18 protein-coding genes are annotated in these 18,273 nt (G+C 71.3%); 6 read left to right on the top strand and 12 right to left on the bottom strand.

All coding sequences use genetic code 11. The annotated features are described in order from the left end of the window. Window positions 1-75 precede the first annotated feature (75 nt). Window positions 76-1,305, top strand: coding sequence for an acyl-CoA dehydrogenase family protein (locus N1031_RS13640; RefSeq protein ID WP_259480243.1), 1,230 nt, complete (start codon window positions 76-78; stop codon window positions 1,303-1,305). Between the two features lie 113 nt (window positions 1,306-1,418). On the opposite strand, the gene N1031_RS13635 is transcribed toward N1031_RS13640, so the two are convergent. The 3 genes from N1031_RS13635 to N1031_RS13625 all read right to left on the bottom strand — a co-directional run bounded on the left by N1031_RS13635 (window position 1,419) and on the right by N1031_RS13625 (window position 4,511). Beyond that, on the bottom strand, window positions 1,419-2,462 hold the full coding sequence (locus N1031_RS13635) for an alpha/beta fold hydrolase (RefSeq protein ID WP_259480242.1): 1,044 nt from the start codon (window positions 2,460-2,462) through the stop codon (window positions 1,419-1,421). After that, the gene (locus N1031_RS13630; protein ID WP_259480241.1) at window positions 2,459-3,697 is read right to left on the bottom strand and encodes an acyl-CoA dehydrogenase family protein; all 1,239 of its coding nucleotides are present in this window, start codon (window positions 3,695-3,697) and stop codon (window positions 2,459-2,461) included. The genes N1031_RS13635 and N1031_RS13630 overlap by 4 nt, the downstream gene beginning before the upstream one ends. 106 nt (window positions 3,698-3,803) lie before the next feature. Continuing rightward, window positions 3,804-4,511: an SDR family NAD(P)-dependent oxidoreductase gene (locus tag N1031_RS13625; protein ID WP_259480240.1), complete on the bottom strand. Its 708-nt coding sequence runs from the start codon at window positions 4,509-4,511 to the stop codon at window positions 3,804-3,806. Between the two features lie 163 nt (window positions 4,512-4,674). Here N1031_RS13625 and N1031_RS13620 point away from each other — a divergent pair, with 163 nt between their 5' ends. Next, window positions 4,675-6,108 carry an amidohydrolase family protein gene (locus N1031_RS13620; protein ID WP_259480239.1) on the top strand — a complete coding sequence of 478 codons (1,434 nt, stop codon included), beginning with the start codon at window positions 4,675-4,677 and terminating at the stop codon, window positions 6,106-6,108. A 15-nt stretch (window positions 6,109-6,123) separates the two neighbouring features. Here N1031_RS13620 and aroQ read toward each other — a convergent pair whose 3' ends face one another. The 3 genes from aroQ to N1031_RS13605 form a co-directional block, all read right to left on the bottom strand. Further along, a complete protein-coding gene (gene aroQ / locus N1031_RS13615; RefSeq protein WP_259480238.1) occupies window positions 6,124-6,744 on the bottom strand; it encodes a gamma subclass chorismate mutase AroQ in 621 nt (206 codons plus the stop codon). Window positions 6,745-6,748: 4 nt separating this feature from the next. Beyond that, the gene (locus tag N1031_RS13610) at window positions 6,749-7,216 is read right to left on the bottom strand and encodes an NUDIX hydrolase (protein WP_259480237.1); all 468 of its coding nucleotides are present in this window, start codon (window positions 7,214-7,216) and stop codon (window positions 6,749-6,751) included. Window positions 7,217-7,320: 104 nt separating this feature from the next. Then, entirely contained in the window at window positions 7,321-7,767 is a 447-nt protein-coding gene (locus N1031_RS13605; RefSeq protein WP_259480236.1) for a DUF6069 family protein, read from the bottom strand. A gap of 109 nt (window positions 7,768-7,876) precedes the next feature. Between N1031_RS13605 and N1031_RS13600 the strand changes: the two genes are divergently transcribed. The 3 genes from N1031_RS13600 (at window position 7,877) to N1031_RS13590 (ending at window position 9,837) form a co-directional block, all read left to right on the top strand. Beyond that, window positions 7,877-8,473, top strand: a complete 597-nt coding sequence (locus N1031_RS13600; protein ID WP_259480235.1) for a TetR/AcrR family transcriptional regulator — start codon at window positions 7,877-7,879, stop codon at window positions 8,471-8,473. A 13-nt stretch (window positions 8,474-8,486) separates the two neighbouring features. After that, window positions 8,487-9,245, top strand: a complete 759-nt coding sequence (locus N1031_RS13595) for a helix-turn-helix domain-containing protein (protein ID WP_259480234.1) — start codon at window positions 8,487-8,489, stop codon at window positions 9,243-9,245. A 73-nt stretch (window positions 9,246-9,318) separates the two neighbouring features. Beyond that, window positions 9,319-9,837, top strand: coding sequence for a small multidrug efflux protein (locus tag N1031_RS13590; RefSeq protein ID WP_259480233.1), 519 nt, complete (start codon window positions 9,319-9,321; stop codon window positions 9,835-9,837). A 64-nt stretch (window positions 9,838-9,901) separates the two neighbouring features. On the opposite strand, the gene N1031_RS13585 is transcribed toward N1031_RS13590, so the two are convergent. From N1031_RS13585 to N1031_RS13560, 6 genes are read right to left on the bottom strand one after another with little or no spacing between them, the layout of a single operon-like run. Further along, window positions 9,902-10,960, bottom strand: a complete 1,059-nt coding sequence (locus N1031_RS13585) for a Gfo/Idh/MocA family protein (protein WP_259480232.1) — start codon at window positions 10,958-10,960, stop codon at window positions 9,902-9,904. After that, the gene (locus N1031_RS13580) at window positions 10,957-11,973 is read right to left on the bottom strand and encodes an alcohol dehydrogenase catalytic domain-containing protein (RefSeq protein ID WP_259480231.1); all 1,017 of its coding nucleotides are present in this window, start codon (window positions 11,971-11,973) and stop codon (window positions 10,957-10,959) included. Before N1031_RS13580 ends, N1031_RS13585 begins: the two co-directional genes overlap by 4 nt. Beyond that, window positions 11,970-14,009, bottom strand: a complete 2,040-nt coding sequence (locus N1031_RS13575) for a glycoside hydrolase family 127 protein (protein WP_259480230.1) — start codon at window positions 14,007-14,009, stop codon at window positions 11,970-11,972. Before N1031_RS13575 ends, N1031_RS13580 begins: the two co-directional genes overlap by 4 nt. Before the next feature lie 5 nt (window positions 14,010-14,014). Next, window positions 14,015-14,845, bottom strand: coding sequence for a carbohydrate ABC transporter permease (locus N1031_RS13570; protein ID WP_259480229.1), 831 nt, complete (start codon window positions 14,843-14,845; stop codon window positions 14,015-14,017). Next, window positions 14,845-15,753, bottom strand: coding sequence for a carbohydrate ABC transporter permease (locus N1031_RS13565; protein WP_259480228.1), 909 nt, complete (start codon window positions 15,751-15,753; stop codon window positions 14,845-14,847). The genes N1031_RS13570 and N1031_RS13565 overlap by 1 nt, the downstream gene beginning before the upstream one ends. Then, on the bottom strand, window positions 15,750-17,054 hold the full coding sequence (locus tag N1031_RS13560) for an ABC transporter substrate-binding protein (protein ID WP_259480227.1): 1,305 nt from the start codon (window positions 17,052-17,054) through the stop codon (window positions 15,750-15,752). Before N1031_RS13560 ends, N1031_RS13565 begins: the two co-directional genes overlap by 4 nt. A gap of 157 nt (window positions 17,055-17,211) precedes the next feature. Here N1031_RS13560 and N1031_RS13555 point away from each other — a divergent pair, with 157 nt between their 5' ends. Next, on the top strand, window positions 17,212-18,246 hold the full coding sequence (locus tag N1031_RS13555; RefSeq protein ID WP_259480226.1) for a LacI family DNA-binding transcriptional regulator: 1,035 nt from the start codon (window positions 17,212-17,214) through the stop codon (window positions 18,244-18,246). Window positions 18,247-18,273: the final 27 nt, after the last annotated feature.

The raw sequence follows: 18,273 nt of genomic DNA, 5'->3' as shown, positions 1-18,273 counted from the left end.
ATAATTACCGTTGCCGCGACAGCCGCAACCACCACCGCCCCGACCACCGCAACGACGCGATTCGGAGAACCACCCATGTCCCTTCTGCAGGATCCCCCGCTCACCACGAGCCCCACGCCCGACGAGCTCGTCGAGTACGCCAGAGGCCTCCGCGACCGGCTCCGCGACCTGCAGCCCGAGCACGCGAAGCTCGGCACCTACTCCGCCGAGATCCACGAGGCGTTCATCGCCGGGCGGCTCTACGACATCCTCCGCCCGAAGCGCTACGGCGGGCTCGAGCTCGGTCTCGAGACCTACTTCCGCGTCGCGATCGAGATCTCGCGCGGCGACCCCGGCGTCGGCTGGTCGTGGGAGCTCGGCTCGAGCCACGCCTACCAGTTCGCCAGCCACTTCCCCGAGCGCTCGCAGGAGGAGGCCTTCGCCGCGCATCCGTTCGTCTCGGCCTCGCGCGCCTTTCCGCAGAAGGCGACCGTCACCCCGGCGGAGGGCGGCTACCGCCTCACCGGCCGCTGGGACTACAACAGCGGATGCACGTTCAGCACCCACTTCATGCCGGTCGCCTTCGTCGAGCAGCCCGACGGCTCGAAGCTGCCGTACATGTTCATCCTCCCCCGCGAGGACTTCACCATCATCGACGACTGGGGCGAGGGCCGCACCATCGGCCTGCACGCGTCGAGCTCGAACTCCATCGAGATCGACGACGCGTTCGTGCCCGCCTACAACGCGGTGCCGTTCGACTTCAAGGACATCGAGTGGGGCTCCGAGGGCACGCCGGGCTACCGGCTGCACGGCAACGCGCTCTACCTCGGCCGCACCTCGTCCATCTTCATCGCGGGTCTCACCCAGACGATGGTCGGATGCGCGCTGGCCTGCCTGGACGAGTACGAGCGTCTCATGGCGCGCGGCTCGAGCTTTCCCCCGCGCATCCCGCGCAGCGAATCGCCCGAGTACCAGCTCTGGTACGGCAAGGTGGTGTCGCTCGCCGAGGCCTCGCAGCAGCTGCTGCTCGCCGCGGTGCGCGAGTTCGAGCGGCTCAACCAGGCCTGGGTCGACGGCGGGCCGGAGTTCACCACGAAGGACGACGTGCGCATCCGCGGCCAGATCGTGCAGGCCGCGCGCCTCGCCCAGGAGGCCATCGAGGTCGCGTTCACCACGGCCGGCACCAGTTCGGCCGCCCTCGCCGGAACCCGCATGGGCAAGTACTACCTCGACGCCGCGATGTACCGCACCCACATCGGAGCCCAGCACGACGTGCTGCTCGCGTCGCTCGGCCGGGTGCTGCTCGGCCAGCCGCTCACGATGTGACGCAGGCGTCCAGCGCGCCGCACATCCCCACGCACCCGGCGTCGCACGCAGAACAGCGCCCGCACTCCCCTCAAGGGGTGCGGGCGCTGTCGTGTGCGGGCGCTTCCGCCCGGTCAGCGGATGCGCGCGATCCAGTCGAGGATGGGCACGACCGCGGCGTCGGAGTTGCGCTCCAGCATCATGGCGTGACCGTTGCCGTGCACGCCGTGGTCGCCGAGGTTCAGGAACTCGGCGCTCCCCCCGGCCGCGTTGACGTACTCCACCATGAGCGGCGCCCAGGCCGTGAACGGCGAGGTCTCCCCCACCACGACCACCACGGGCAGCCCCTCGAGCGCCGGCAGCCGGTGCTCTCCCGGCGACGCCTCGAGCTCGGCCGGGTCGGTCACCGGCGGATCGTAGGTGAGCGGCGCGGCGGCGATGCCCCAGTCCAGCCGCACCCCCGGTCCGAACTCGTGGAACGGCGGGCCCATCGGTTCGATGGCCACGTGCGCCTTCACGAGGCCGGGCCGCGCATCCGCCACCAGCCAGCCCGACGGGCCGCCCGCCGAGTGCGTCACGAGCACGGCGGGGCCGATGCGATCGAGCAGGCGGCTGATGCGGTCCTGGTCCATGCGGTGCGACTCGGCGAGGTCGGCGGGGAGGAACCCCATGCCGGCGGTGAGCTGGTCGAGCATCGGGTCGCCGATGCCCCCGCTCCACAGCGACTGGTCGTGCCCCGGGATCTCGGTGTCGAACAGCCCGATGGCCATCTCGTAGCTGAACTGCGCACCCGGCTCGCCGACGACCTCCGGATGCGCCCAGGAGCGCCCGTGGGCCGGCCGGTCGACGAGGTACACGAGGTAGCCGGCGTCGACGAAGAGGTCGGCCCAGCCGGGCCGGCCGTCGGGCGTACCGCGCCAGTCGGTGATCTGCCCGCCGCCGCCGTGCACGAGCACGATCGGGTAGGGGCGGGTGATCTCGGCGGGAGCCTCCCACTCCACGAAGAGCGGGGCGCGCTGCACGGTGCCGCGCTCGCCGGGCACCCGCTCGCCGGCGATCCAGAAGTGCCCGCGGCGGGTGGTGCGCAGCGGGTAGTGCGCGAACTCCTCGGGGAGCGCGGCCGGGGCGGCGGGGGCCTCGGGCGCGGCGACCGCTCCGGCCGCCACCTCGGCGCTCACGCGTCCGCCAGCGCTTGACGCGCGATCATCTGGAACGTCGCATCCCGCAGCTGCGGATTGCGGTGCCCGGCGGCCTGCGCCATGTCGCGGAAGATCAGTTCGAACCGCTCGCCCTTCTTCGAGGCCGAGGCGCCGACGGTGCGGTAGAGGTCGCGCTCCACGACCTCCCACACCTGGATGATGACCTCGCGCCCGATCGCGCCGAGCAGCGCATCCGTCTGGTCGCTGAACGACGCGACCCCGGCCACGTTGTCGCGCGCGGCGTCCTGCCACATCTCGAGCGCCTTGTAGGTGGCGGCCTCGGCGGTGGCGAGCTTCGCGATCGCCCCGCCGAAGTAGCGCAGGAAGTCGGGGTCCTGGCTCCGCAGCACGAACGGTGGGATGGTGGTCTTGCGCGTGGTCATGAGCGACTCGTACTCGTCGAGCGCGGCGTAGGCTCCGCCCAGGCAGAGCACCGCGAGCGCGAGCCCGAACGAGCTCATGTGCCGCGCCGAGTACATGGAGTTGCCGTAGGCGCGCGAACCCGGGCTGTCGCCGTCGAAGCCGTAGTCGATGAGGTTGGCGTCCTCCACCATGAACCGCGCGGGCAGGAATGCCCCGTCGAAGCGGATGCTGTTGGATCCCGAGGAGTTCAGCCCGATGGTGTTGCCCCAGTCGTCGAGGATCTCGAAGGTCGACTTCGGAGCGATGTACAGCCCCACCCGCGGGCCGCCGTTCTCGGCCTTGCCCGGCAGCATGCACTGGCCGAGGAAGTAGGTCGACCACGGGATGCCCGAGCAGTAGTTCACCACGCCGTCGAGCTGGTACCCGCCGTCGACCGGGGTGGCCTTCACGGTGGGCGCGTACATCGAGGCGGCCCTGAAGTCGCCGCCGTCGTAGACCTCGGCGTGGATCTCCTCGGGGAACCAGTTGGCGAACATGAGCGCGTGGTTGGCCGAGAGGCAGAAGCTCCAGGCGATGCCCATGTCGGCCCGCGCGATCTCCTGCACCACCTTGAAGAAGGTCACCGGCGGCACCTCGAGCCCGCCGTGCGCCCGCGGGATGTAGAGGCGGTAGAACCCCTCCTCCTCGAACCGGCGGTGCAGCCCCTCGGGGATGTGGGTGATCTCCTGCCCCTCGGCGGAGTAGGAGATGATCTCGTCGCGCATCCCCCTGGCCGTGGCCACGAGTCGCGCCTCGAGTTCTGCGGGGTCGTCGTGGAGCTCGCCCACTCCGACCGGCTGGGTTGCAGTCATCGCGTGTTCCTTTCGTCGTTGAAAGTCGTGCTCCGGCGAGGGGCGGGATGCCCGGGGCCGGGGTCTGGATGCGCCCGCGTCGAGCCGCGCCCGCACCGGGGTGGGGTCAGGTGATGGCCCATCCGCGGTCGACGTAGAGGTTGACGGCCGACACGCCGCGGTTGCGCAGCAGGAACTGCGTGGCGTCGACGACGTCGGCCATGGTGGCGAGCTTGCCGCCCGGCGTGCGGCTCTCGTAGGCGTCGAGCACGCCCTCGGGCTTGTTCGCCCAGAACGGGCTGTCGCCGATGATGCCGGGGTGCAGTGCGTTCACCCGGATGGGTGCGAGTTCGAGGGCCAGGGTGTTGAGCAGGCCCATGACGCCGCCGTTGATGGAGGAGACGGTGGTGGAGCCCGGGTAGGGCAGGTCTTTCGCCCGGCCGCCGAAGAGCACGATGCCGGTGTCGACCGAGGGGTCGAGGCGGTCGAGCAGCGCGTGGACGGTCTCGGTGTAGCCCACGAGCTTGAGGGTGACGAGGCGGATGGCGCGCTCGATGTCGTAGTCGCGGATGGTGTTCTGGTCGCGCTCGATGGCGGCCAGCACGAGCCCGTTCACCGGGCCGATCGAGGCGAGCTGGCCGGCGATCGTGCGCGGTTCGGAGATGTCGAGCGCCACACCCGAGGCCGCGGGGCCGAGGGAGGCGGCGATCTCCTCGGTGCGGGCCTGGTCGCGCCCCGTGATGACCACGCGGTCGCCCCGGGCGATGCAGTCCTTCGCGATCTCCACACCGATACCGGAGGTACCTCCGACGACGACGATCGTCTTGTCGCTCAACTCTGACCCAGCCCTTCTTCGCGCCCAGTGGTTTTAGCTAGTATAACCATTTATCACCGCACTATTGTCAGACAATATAGCCAAGTCTCACTGGACAAGGCGTGCAGCACCGCTTAATCTGAGCGCACGAGTGAAACGCAAGTCAAGGAGGATGAGCGCACCCATGACCGACACCCCGAAGCCGCAACCCGGCCAGCCGATCGTGTTCCGCAACGGCATCGTGCTGACGATGGACGACGCCCACACGGTCATCCCGCGCGGCGACGTGCTGGTCGTCGACGGGAGGATCGCCGAGGTCGGCACCGGCCTGGCCGCACCCGACGGGGCCTTCGAGATCGACGCGTCGGGCGGCATCCTGCTGCCGGGCATGGTCGACACCCACCGGCACATGTGGCAGACCGCCATGCGCGGCTACGGCGCCGACTGGACCCTCACGCAGTACTTCGTCTGGTACTACCTCGAGCACGGCATGAAGTTCCGCCCCCAGGACGTCGCGGCGGGCAACCTCATCTCGGCGCTCGACGCCGTGGAGTCGGGCGTCACCACGAGCGTCGACTGGTCGCACGGCCTGCGCACCCCCGAGCACGGTGAGGCAGCCCTCGAGGCGCTGGCCGGCTCGCCGGGCCGCTTCGTGCTGGCCTACGGCAACCTCGCCGCCGCCCCCTGGGAGTGGACGCAGGACCCGGAGGTGCGCCGCCTGGTCGAGCGCGCCCGCGACGACTCGCGGCTGTTCGGCGCGCAGCTCGCGTTCGACGTGCCGGCCGCCGAGGAGTCCTTCCCCGAGCGCGCCGCCTTCGAGACCGCCCGCGAGCTCGGCGTGGGCGTCACCACCCACGCCGGCGTGTGGGGAGCCACCAACGACACCGGCATCCAGCGCATGTACGAGCACAAGGTGATGGACCCGGGCACGGTCTACGTGCACGCGGCCACCCTGAGCGACGAGTCGTACCAGATGATCGCGGGCACCGGCGGCACCGTCTCGCTCTCCACCGAGAGCGAGCAGACCTGCGGCCAGGGCTACCCGCCGGCGCACGCACTGCGCCGCCACGGCATCCAGGCCTCGCTCTCGGTCGACACCAGCGTGTGGTTCAGCGCCGACATGTTCTCGGCGATGCGCACCACCATCGGCGCCGACCGCTCGCTCGAGCACCTGCACGCCCACGAGCACGGCGACACCGTCACCCACGCGATGCTGCGGGTGGAGGACGTGGTGGACTGGGCGACCCGCGGTGGCGCCAAGGCGCTCGGCAAGTTCGACCAGATCGGCAGCCTCGAGAAGGGCAAGCTCGCCGACATCGTGCTCGTGAAGAACGACGACTCCCCCACCATGACGCCGATCGTCAACCCCTACGGCCACGTGGTCTACCAGGCCGGCCGCGGCGACGTGCACACGGTGCTCGTGGGGGGCGAGGCCGTGAAGTTCGACGGCAAGCTCACCGGTGGGTCGCTGCCGGATGTGCGACGCAAGCTCGAGGACACGGTCTCCTACCTGCAGTCGGAGCTCGGCGACGCCACCTGGAAGGCGGGCATGAACCCCGAGATCCCCGAGGTCGAGATCCTCACGAACCCCTACCAATACCTCAAAGAGGACGCGTAGGGGCGTCGCCCTCCGTCAGTCGCAGAGACTCGAGGTCGCGGTCGCCACGGCGGCCGCGACCTCGCTCGTGAGGGCGCTCGCGGCGAGCACCTCGGCGGTGTCGTCGGCGAGCGCCGCCCCGCATCCGGGGTCGGCCGCGAACGGCGCGGTCGCGGCGAGCGCCGGCACGAGCTCGGTCGTGATGCGGTCGAGCACGGGCCGCACCTCCGTGGCGAGGTCGGGCGCCTCGGCCGGTGCCGCGGACTCGCCGGCGGCCCACTGCGCGAGCAGCGACTCCTGCACCTCTTTGCTCGCGGCGATCTGGTCGGCGAAGACGGCGACGACGTAGGCCGGGTCGGCCCCTGCCTCGGTCGCGGCGGCGGAGGCCGCGTCGAGCACCGCCTGCTCGCGGGCGGCGTCGGTGACGGGCTGCCCGCTGAAGTACTTCGACGCCGCGACCTCGGGCGCCAGGTCGAGCCGCTCGATCACCAGCCGCAGCACGGGCGCGAAGTCGACGGCGGGCCCGGTGGGCGTGCTCGACGGCGCGGCTGTCGCGGTCGCCGAGAGCGTCGGCGCGGGCGCCGAGCACGAGGCGAGGGCGATAGCGGCGATCGCCGCAGCGGCTGAGAGGGCGAGACGCGATCGGGCGGAGGGCATCCCGTCAGGCTAGCGCGTCGAGGATCGGCAGCTGGCCCTTCACCATCTTCTCGGCGGCGGCCTCGCGCCCGAACCATTCGAGCCGATCGATCTCGGGAAAGCTCTGCGTGCGCCCCGACCGCGGCGGCCACTCCAGCTCGAACGTGCTGCCCGCACCGCCCGCCCGCAGCGGGGGCACCTCGTCGAGCTCGACCGCGAACACCACGATCCGCTTGCCCGAGGGCTGCCGGAACTCCCCGAGCGGCCGGCACCCGGCGGCGACCGCGGCGGGGAGCGCGCTGCCCGTCTCCTCGGCGTACTCCCGCAATGCCGCCGCGAGGTCGCCCTCGCCCTCCTCGACGAGACCCTTCACCACCGACCAGGCGCGGGCGTCCTTCGCCGCCCAGAACGGACCACCCATGTGCCCGAGCAGCACCTCGAGGCCGCCCTCCCGCCTCCGGAACGGCAGAATCCCGGCACTCCGAACGGGCATGAGCTCACCTCCGTGCCCAGAATCGTACCCGGCGGCCGCCCGACCACGGTTCTGCATAGGATTCCGGGGGTGCATCGACATAATGTGGATGCACCCCCGGAATCCTATGCAGAACTGCGGGCTGCGCCGCGCGACGCGAGCGCGTACGCCGGCACGGCGACGGCGGCCACCACCACGTGCATGAGCATGAGCGCCACCACCCCCGCGACCGTGGTGCCCGGGATGAACCCGATCGCGAGCAGCAGCACGTTCGGCACCAGTGACAGCACCACCACGACGGGCACCAGCACCGTGAGCACCCGCCGCGGGTGGCGGGCACGCCGCTGCACGAGGCTCCAGCCGACCCACCCCACCACCACTCCGATGACGGTGAAGAGCGTGAAGGCCGGGAAGGTCAGCGGCCCGTAGTCGGACGGGGCGCCCGACGCCGCGGCCACGGCGGAGATCAGCGTGTTGACCGCCACGGCGGCCACCACCGCTGCGGCGAGGATGAGGACGGTGCGGAGCCGGGAACGAGACGCGGTGGTCTCGGTGAGGACGGACGAGGTCATGACAACTCCTTGGTCGGATCGAGAGAGCGCGAACGGGCGGTAATACGGTTCCAATAAGAACCGTTATGCATAACGGTACCTCGCGGTACCGAAAGGTACAATGCCTCTCGTGGAACTCCTCGACTCCCCCAGGTCCGCGGGCCGGCCGCGCGACCCCGAGGTGGAGCGCGGCATCCTCACCGCCACCCAAGACCTCCTCGTCGAGACCGGCTACCAGGGCACCACCATCGCCGCCGTCGCCGCGCGCGCCCATTGCGGCAAGTCGGCCATCTACCGCCGCTGGCCCACGAAGGAGGATCTCGTCGTGGCCGCCGTGCACGCCGTCCAGGTTCCGGCGACGATGCCCGACACCGGCGAGCTGCGCGGCGACCTGCTCGCCGCAGCGCTCCACTTCTCCGGCGACGACTCGCGCGACGGCGCCGTGCTCGCGAGCCTGCTGGCCGAGATCGGCCGCAACGCCGCCCTGCGCGAGGTCGCCTACCGCACCATCGGCGGCCCACCCGTCGCCACCCTCTCCGCTGTCATCGCCCGCTGGATCGAGCGCGGCGAGGTCGCCCCCGACACCCCGGTCGACCTCATCGCGAACATCGTGCCCACCGCGGCCTTCGGCAGCGTCACGCTCCGGCAGCGCTCCCTCGAGCCCGAGACCGTCGCCGCCCTCGTCGACCATGTCCTCCTCCCGGCGCTCCGCGCACCCCGCGACTGAGACGCACCTCGCCATGGCCTGGAGCACCCGCGAACTCGCCGAGCTGGCCGGCACCACCGTCAACACCGTGCGGTACTACCACCGCCTCGGACTCCTCGACCAGCCCGAGCGCGAAGACAACGGCTACAAGCAGTACCAGGTGCACCACCTCGTCACCCTCCTCCGCATCCGGCGCCTCGCCGCCCTCGGCGTCCCGCTCGCACAGATCGAGGCGGTGAGCACTCCCGGCGACGCACCCGGTGAGGGCGGTGCGACGGATGCGCTGCTCGCGCTCGATCGCGAGCTCGCGGCCAGCATCGAACGGCTGCAGCAGGCGCGCGAGGGCATCGCGGCGATCCTCCGCGACCACGCCCCGGCCGACGTGCCGGCCGGGTTCGAGGCCGTCGCCTCCCGGCTGTCGAGCGCCGACAGCTCGATGATCCACATCTACTCCCAGCTCTACGACGCCGAGGCCCTGGCCGACGTGCGGGCGATGGTGGAGACCGACGACGACCCCGTGAACCGCGAGATCGACGCCCTCCCCGCCGATGCCGACGACGCCGCCCGGCAGCGGCTCGTCGACCTGCTCGTGCCGACGCTGGCGCAGAACCTCCGCGACTTCCCCTGGCTGAGCGAGCCGGAATCGCGGCTCTCCAAGAGCGTCGGCACCACACAGCGGGCGATCGTGGCGGCCGTCGTCGAGCTCTACAACCCGGCCCAGCTCGACGTGCTGGCGCGGGCGAGCATCCTCGCCGCCGAGATCGTTCGCTCTGAGCGTGAGAACGGCGCTTGACCCTGTTCTAAGAACATGGTTTCTACTGGACGCTGTCGAGGCACCGCGCCTCGCACCGCTAAGGAGAATCCCCATGAATCCCGTCGAGAACATCGTGCTCGGCTTCCAAGACCTGGTCGCCCAGGTTCCCGCACTGCTCCAGCCCTTCATCGTGATGCTGGCCGGCGCCGTGCCCTTCGTCGAGGGCGAGGTGGCGTCGATGATCGGCATCATCGGCGGCCTCAACCCGATCGTCGCGGGGATCGCCGCCGCCGCGGGCAACTTCGCGGCCGTCCTGATCGTGGTGCTGGTGGGCTCCCGGGCCCGCACGGCGGTGACCGCACGCCGGGCGCCGCGCCCCACGAAACCGCCGTCGAAGGGCCGTCAGCGCTTCGGTCGCTGGCTCGTGCGCTTCGGCGTGCCGGGGGCGAGCATCCTGGGTCCGCTCGCCATCCCGACCCAGTTCACCTCGGCGATCCTCGTCGCCTCGGGCACCCCGCGCGGCTGGGTGCTGCTGTGGCAGGCGGTCGCCATCGCGATCTGGACCACGATCGCGGTGGTGCTCACCTGGCTCGCCCTCGACGCCGTGCTCCTGGCCGGCACCGCCGCGTGACGCGGCGCGCGGCGCGCAGCGCGGAGGAGGGCCGACGGCCGGGACCGGTCCACGGCGCGGAGGCTCACCCGGTCGCGACCCGCCGCCCCGTCTCGAGCGACTCGATCGCCGCGAACGCCAGCGCCAGCGCCCGCCGCCCCGCCCGCGCGTGCACGGGCGGCGGGTCGCCGGCCCGCAGGGCCCGCACCACGTGCTCGGCGTGCCGGTCGAAGGTGCCCGCGAAGTACCGCGCCTCGTCGTTGAAGTAGCCGGCGCGCCAGCGCTGCTCCACCTCGTCGCCGGCGCGCGAGAACGACAGCGAGCCAACCGTGTCGTGCACCACCACCCGGCCGAGCGTGCCGTTCACCTCGATGCGCTGCGTGTCGGGGTAGGCGTACGACGAGTCGTAGCTGCCGAGGAAAGTGCCCACCGCCCCGTTCGCGAACGACAGCGCGAGTGCGAGCGTGGTGTAGGTGCCGTGGGAGCGGTTGGTCATCTCGGCGCTCACCGAGGCGATCGGCCCCACCAGGTGCTCGAGCATGTCGAGCCCGTGGCACTGGGTCTCGATGAGCCCCGCGTGCTCGGGCCCGCCGGGGATGACCTCGCCCCCGAACCTCCAGGATGCGAACACCGCCTCACCGAGCTCCCCCGCGTCGATGAGGGCCTTGGCCCGCACCACCGGCTCGGCGTAGCGGTGGTTGAAGTTGATCGCGAAGAAGAGATCGCGCGCCTCGGCCTCGGCGATCAGCTCGTCGGCCTCGCCGAGGTGGAACACGAGCGGCTTCTCGACGAACAGCGGCACCCCGGCCCGGATGAGCTGCAGCGTCGGCTCGAAGTGCCCCTCGTTGGGCAGGCACACGCTCACGAGGTCGGGCCGCACCTCGTCGAGCATCCGCTCGAGGTCGGTGTACGCCGCCGCCCCGTAGCGCTCGGCCCGCTCGCGGGTGCGCTCCGGGGTGCGGCCGACCACGGCGGCGACGGTGGTGTCGTCTCGCGCACTGAACACGCGGGCGTGCTGGCGGCCCCAGTCGCCCGCCCCCACCACCGCCACCTTCAGCGGCGGCGGACCGCTCGCATCCGGCGCACCCGCACCACCCGCATCCGGCGCACCCGCACCATCCGCATCCCGCACTCCGCCGATCACAGCACCCCCTCCTGCACCACCACGACCTTGCCCGACTCCCCCGAGAAGAACCGCGCGAACGCCTCTTCGATCTCGCTCACCGGGTACCGGTGCGTGATCACGCGCGAGATGTACTCCTGGTGCTGCTGCAGCAGTGCGAGGTTGTCGCCGAACTCGTCGAACCGGAAGTACTCGCTGCCGAGCACCGCGTGCTCGGGCTGCAGCAGATCGCCCACCACGTTGAGCGTCAGCCCCTCCCCGTGCCCGAGGCACAGCAGCGCCCCTCGTTTGCCGAGGATGTCGAGCGCCAGCCGCCTGGCCGACTCCCGCCCCGAGGCGTCGAACGCCACGTCGGGCTGCGGGATGCCGAGCACCGCCCGCGGGTCGGTCGCGTCGACGGGGATCGCCCCGAGCGACTCGGCGAACTCGAGCCGCCACGGCGAGATGTCGCTCACGTGCACCGGAACCTCCGGCCCGTAGCGCAGGCGGCTCATGACGAGCAGCCCGAGCCCGATGGGCCCGGCTCCGGCGATGTAGATGCTCTCGATGTCGCTGTGCACGAGCTCGGCCCGGCGCAGCGCGTGCGAACTCGTGCCCATCACGTCGAGCAGCATGGTGGCGTTCGCGATGTCGATGTCGTCGGTGATGGCGAAGAACACGTTCTCGCTCACCAGCTCGTAACGCCCGTAGCCGCCGTCGTGGGTGAACCCCATGTCGGCGCGCTTGGCGAAGCACTGGTTGGTGGCGCCCACCCGGCAGCTGCGGCACTGCCCGCAGTAGTCCATGAGGAAGACGGCGCCCCGCGTGCCGACCGGCGTCGAGGTGCCCGGGCCGGCGGCGATCACCGTGCCCGCAGCCTCGTGCCCCGGCACCACGGCCGAGCCCTCGAGGTACTGCGTGCGGTCGGTGCCGCAGATGGCGTTGGCGCCCACGGCGAGCAGCAGCTGGCCCTCGCCGGGCTCGGGGTGGGTGCGTTCCTGCCAGCCGATCCTCCGGTCGCCGAGAAAGGCGGGGACGGTCGCGGTGTAGGTCATCGTTGTTCCTCGGTTCTGGTCGTGTGGGTCGAGTCGGTGGTGTCCGGATGTGCGGGGGCGGGATGCGGGGTCACGGCGGGCAGCACGGGCGGCAGGATGCGAGGCAGCCACACCCGCATCGTCGACGGCCCGCGCTCCCCCCAGTCGAAGTAGGGCACGAGGGCCACCGGATGCGCGGCCGGCGCCGGCGCGGCGGTGGTCGCCTCCCCGTAGGGCCAGACCCGCGGGGGCGGTTCCAGCACCGACACGGCGGCGAACACCCGGCCGTCGCGCTCGACGAGCGGCACACCGGGATCGACCACGGCCGCGTCGACGTCGGCGCCGAGGTCGACCGATTCGAGCGCGAGCACGAGCGGCCCCCGCTCCACCGCGACGCTCCCCCGCACCCCGTCGATCCGCGGATCGGGCTCGCTCCACCGCGGCACCATCGGCAGCCGCAGCTCCACCACGTCGCCCGTCGCGAACACGCGCCGCAGCCCGAACACCCCCGGCTCCGCCGCGAACTCCTCGACCTGCTGCCCGCGCGCGAACGTCACCCGCGCATCCTGAGCCCAGGCCGGCACGCGCAACGACAGCGTCCATGGAGCGTCCGCCCCCTCCACCACGGTCACGCGCACCACCCCGTCGGCCGGGTACGCCGTCTCGACGTCGACGGCGACGACGCGCCCGTCGCCGAGTGTCGTGCGCACCTCGGCCGTCGCGTACTGGTGCAACTGCAGTCCGTCGTCGTCGACCGTCGCGAGCACCGTCGCGAGCGACGCCAGCGTGCGCGCGATGTTGGGCGGGCAGCACGACACCTCGAACCACGTCGCGCGCGAGGCGTCCGACGCCCCGAGCGAGTAGTCGGCCGAGGCCTCCCCGGCCTTCCGCCGGTGCAGCGTGTTGGAGTAGAAGAACGACGTGCCCGCCCGCGAGGGCGAGGCCGCCACCACGTTGAACAGCGTGCGCTCCATGAGGTCGGCGTACTTGGCCTCGCCCGTGGCGAGCAGCAGCCGCCAGCTGAACATGGTCGAGCCGATCGCGGCGCAGGTCTCGGCATAGGCCCGGTCGGCGGGCAGCTCCCAGTCCTCGCCGAAGGCCTCGTCCTGGTGATGCGAGCCCTGGCCTCCCGTGAGGTAGGTGCGCCGCGCCACCGTCTCGTCCCACTGCCGGCGCAGTGCGGTGAGCAATTCGGGGTCGTCGCGCTCGATCGCCACGTCGACCCCCGCCGCCGCCAGGTAGTTCGCCCGCACGGCGTGCCCGCGCAGTGCCGTCGCCTCGCGCAGGGGCAGCTCGTCTTGGAAGTACGACGCCCCCCACTCGATCTCGCCCAGACTCCCCCGCCCGTGGCGCTCCACGAACACCCGGGCCTGGTCGACGTAGCGCGGCTCGCCGAGCGCGCGCCCGAGCTCGGCCAGTCCGAGCTCCACCTCGGCGTGCCCGCAGATCGCATCGCGGCCCCCCGCGCCCGGCCCGAACACCTCGCACACCAGATCGGCGGCGCGGCGGGCGATCCCCACGAGCCCGTCGTCCGCATCCGGTCGCGTGCGCACCCGGGCCACCGCGGCCTGGAACAGATGCCCCAGGCTGTAGAGCTCGTGCCCCCACTCGAGGTCGCTCCACCGCGCGGGCTGACCGGCGCGGCCGAACGCCGTGCAGAGGTAGCCGTCGGCCTCCTGCACGCGTGCGATGCGCTGCACCAGTCGCCGGAACTCCGCCTCGAGCCCGGCGTCGCCGCTGCGCCCGATCTCCCAGGCCAGCCCCTCGAGCAGCTTGTACACGTCGGAGTCGGAGAACACGCGGCCCCGCCGCGCCGACCCCACCGTGCCGGCCGCCGCGGCATCGAAGTTGGGCAGCGTGCCGTCGAGCTCGAGCTGCCGCACGATGTGGGCGAAGGTCGCCTCGCGGTTCACCCGCTGGCGCTCGTGCCAGAAACCTCCTGTGATGCGCACTTCGCCGAGCCCGAGCGGGCGCAGCACGCCCCGGCTCGGCAGCACGGGTGCCGCCGCCGCCGGCCCGGTCATCCCGTTCATCCCGCTCTCGCTCATCCCGCTCATCCCGCTCATCCCTTGAACGCTCCCGACATGAACCCGCGGATGTAGTGCCGCTGCAGCACGAGGAACAGCAGGATGCACGGCACCGCCAGCACCACCACGCCCGCCGAGGTGGCCCCGTAGTCGATCACGCCCATCACCTGGCTGCGCATGTTCGCCACCGCGAGCGGCAGCGTCATGCGCGAGGCGTCGTTGAGCAGGATGAGCGGGGCGAAGAAGTCGTTCCACGCCGCCAGGAAGGCGAACAGCCCCACCGTGATGATGCCGGGCTTCACCGCCGGCAGCAGCACCCGCCAGAGCGTGCTGAAGGTCGAGCATCCGTCCACCAGCGCCGCCTCGTCGAGCTCGGGCGGCACCGACTCGAACGAGATGCGCATCATGAACACCGAGAACGGCAGCTGGAACATGGTGAGCACGAGCCCCACCCCGAGCAGCGAGTTCTGCAGGCCGACCGAGTTGAGGATGACGTAGAGCGGGATGAGCAGGGTCGCGTAGGGCACCATGAGGATGGCGAGCGTGGCCATGAAGAGCACGTTGCGGCCGCGGAAGCGGAACCGCGCGAAGGCGTAGCCGCCGAGGATCGACACCACCAGCGTGAGCGCCACCGTGATGAGCGACACGATGAACGAGTTCGCGAGGTAGGTCCAGAGGCCGGCCTGGAACTCGGCGAGCGCCGTGTAGTTGCCGATGCCCCAGCCCTCCGACTGGCCGGTGCCGGGCCGTGGGCTGAACGAGGTGATCGCCGTCCACACCAGGGGGTAGAGGAACACCGCGCCCAAGACGCCGGTGAGGGCGAGGAAGACCCCCGTGAGCAGGGGGTTGCGCCGGGCCGTGGCCATCAGTTCTCCTCCTTCGGGCGGCGGAACGCCCGCAGCTGCGCGGCGTTGATGGCCACGAGCGCGAGCAGGGCGAGCACCGAGAGCGCTCCGGCGAGGCCGAGGTCGTTCTGGCCGCGGAAAGCCACGCCGTAGATGAGCTGCACCACGGTCATGGTGCTGTTGTCGGGCCCGCCGGCGGTGAGGATGTAGAACTGCTCGAAGGCGAGCAGCCCGCCGGTGATCGAGAGCACGAGGCACAGCGCGATGGTGGGCCGCAACAGCGGCAGGGTGATGTACCTGAAGTTCTGCCAGCGCGACGCGCCGTCGATGCGGCCGGCCTCGTAGACCTCCTCGGGGATGCCGTTCAGGCCCACCAGCATGAGCAGCATGTAGAACCCGGTGAAGCGCCACACCATGAGGAACACGGTGGAGAACAGGGCCCCCGTCGGGGTGCCGAGGAAGGTGGTGCCGGTGGCCTCCATGAGCCAGGCGAACGGACCGGCCTGCGGCGAGTACAGCACGTAGAACAACAGGGCGGCCGAGGCGAGACCGAGGGCGCTCGGCACCAGGATGGCGGTGCGCAGGAGGCTCTTCCAGCGCGTGGCCTCCTGCACCAGCAGCGCGAGGCCGAGTCCGAGCCCGAGCAGCAGCACGGTCACGATCGCCGCGTAGAGGACGGTGAAGCCGACGGCCTGCCAGAACAGGCGGTGGTCGAAGGCCTCCACGAAGTTGTCGGGGAAGTTCCAGCCCTGGTTGCCGCGCAGCAGCGGCCAGTCGGAGGCCGACATCTGCAGCACGAGCACGAGCGGAACGATGAACAGAGTCAGCACGAACAGGGCGGTCGGGGCGGCGTAGAGCCAGCCGACCGCGTGGCGGCGCCCGGGGGCGCCGCCACGCTTGACCGCCGTGCTCTTCAGGACTGTCGTCACTGGTCGAGCACCGCGGTGATCTCGGCGTTGTCCTCCACGATCGTCGTGCCGTCGCCGAGCACGGCGTTGCGCACGAGCGTGAGCCACGGGCTGCCGGGTGAGTTGAACGCCTGCTGCGAGTTGATGGCGATCGGCAGCTGTCCTTCGGCCGCCACCTCGTTCACCGTCACCAGGCGCGGGTCGGCCGCGGCGTACTCGTTGTCGGCGAGGTCGGAGCGCGAGACCGCGTTGCCGCCCTTGGCGAGCACCTCGACCTGCGTGTCCTCCGAGAGCAGCCAGCTCAAGAAGTTCCAGGCCTGGCCGGTGAGCTTCGAGTCCTTCGAGATGCCGATGCCGTCGCCGCCCACGAAGGTGGAGGCGCCGCCGTCGATGCCCGGGATGCCCGCGAGACCCGCGTCGAACTCGAGCGACGGCAGCAGGGTGGCCGGGTAGGGCATGATGCCCACCTTGCCCTCCTGGAAACCCGCCACCCAGGTGGCGCCGGTCTCGTCGGCCGAGCCCTCGGCGAGCGCCCCGGAGTCGTAGAGGTCTTTCCAGATCGCGAACACCTCCTGCGAGGCCTCGTTGTCGAGCAGCGACTCGGTGCCCTCGGCGTTCATCACCTCGCTGCCGGAGGCCCAGACCATCGGCATCCAGGTGAACATGAGGCAGCCGCCGCAGTTGAGGCCGGCGGCCGTGCCCGAGACACCCGGCTTGCCGAGCGCCTGGATGGCCTTGGCCGCGTCGGCGAACTCCTGCAGTGTGGCCGGTGCCACCTCGGGGTCGAGTCCCGCCTCGGCGAACAGCTCCTTGTTCCAGAGCATCATCGAGAGGTCCATCACGAACGGCACCACGTAGGGGTCGCCCTCGTAGGTGCCGGCGGCGATGTGCGCCTGGTTGATCTCGTCCTTGTAGTCGAGCTGGTCGATCAGCGGCGCGATGTCCTGATACATCCCCTGGCTCACGAAGTTGGGCACGTAGGCGATGTCGGCGGCGAACAGGTCGGGCAGCTGTCCCGAGCCGGCGGCCGCGCCCACCTTGGCCACGTAGTCGTCGTTGGCCACGATGGTGAGCTCGACCTGGTTCTCGTGCGAGGCGTTGTAGGCGTCGACGAGCAGCTCGGCCTGGGCCTGCAACGGGGCTCGGGTCCAGAGCGTGAGGGTGGAGCCGTCGTCGATCCCCTCGGCGGGGATGTCGGCGTCGGCCGGGGCCGTCCCGCCACTCCCCGGGGCACAGGCGGCGAGGGTGGCCGCGACCACGGCGGCGGTGGCGAGAGCGACGGCGGCGCGGATGCGCGGTCGTCGGCGGTGCAGGCTGTGCATGGTGATCTCCTTGGCTCGTCGTTGAGCAATCCCGAGGACCGGTGCTGGGATTGGCGAGGTCTGAAAGTCTTTCGAAACCCCTTTCGGTAGGTTATGGGCGGGAATAGGCTTCCGTCAAGCGCCGATTCCGATAGCGTTTACGAAAGGAGGTCGGCAGATGGCACCAGTGGATGCGGTGGTCACCCTGAGCGATGTGGCGCGCGAGGCCGGGGTGTCGATCGCCACCGCCTCGAAGGCGCTCAACGGCAAAGACGACGTGGCAGCCGAGACGCGCCGGCGCGTGCTCGCGATCGCCGAGGCCATGTCGTTCCGCGCGAATCCCATGGCCAAGGGCCTCAACACCCGCCTCAGCGGAACCGTGGGTCTGCTCACGGGCGACCTCGAGGGCCGCTTCATGATCCCCATCCTCACCGGCGCCGAGAACGCCTTCGTGAACGGCCGGGTCGACGTCTTCCTCTGCGACGCCCGGGGAGACGCCATCCGCGAGCAGCATCAGCTGCGCGCCCTCCTCAATCGCCGCGTCGACGGCATCATCGTGGTGGGGGCGAGCACCAACCCCCGCAGCTCGCTGGCGCACGACATCCCGGTTCCGGTGGTCTACGTCAACGCCCCCTCCGAGAACCCCGACGACCTCTCGCTCGCCCCCGACGAGTTCATGGGCGGCCGCATCGCCGTCGAGCACCTACTGGCCTGCGGCCGCACCCGCATCGCCCACATCTCGGGCGACCCCGCCTACACCGCGGCCCACGGGAGGGCCGCGGGTGCCCGGGCGGCCCTGCGCGACGCCGGGCTCGACTTCGTGGCCGACCCGGTGTTCTCGGAGTGGTCGGAGCAGTGGGGCCGCTCCGCCACCGCCATGCTGCTCGGCCGGCATCCCGACGTGGACGGCATCTTCGCCGGCTCCGACCAGATCGCGCGCGGCGTGCTCGACACCGCGCGCGAGCTGGGGCGCGAGGTGCCCGACGACCTCTCGGTCATCGGCTACGACAACTGGGAGGTGATCGCCACGGGTTCCCGCCCGGGTCTCACCACCGTCGACGCCCAGCTGCAAGACCTCGGCCGGCTCGCCGCCCAGCGCATCTTCGAGGGAATCGACGGCGCCGACATCGGTGCGGGCGTGCGCCAGCAGCCCGTGCGCCTCGTCGTGCGGGGCTCCACCGTGCCGGGTCGCGCTCCGGCGGGGCGCGGCTGAGGCCCGCTGCCGGCCGGCGGAGAGCGG

Origin of the sequence: Herbiconiux moechotypicola (assembly GCF_024979255.1) — a bacterium.
Classification (GTDB): Bacteria; Actinomycetota; Actinomycetes; order Actinomycetales; family Microbacteriaceae; genus Herbiconiux; species Herbiconiux moechotypicola.
This window is presented reverse-complemented; position numbering and strand designations above follow the sequence as displayed.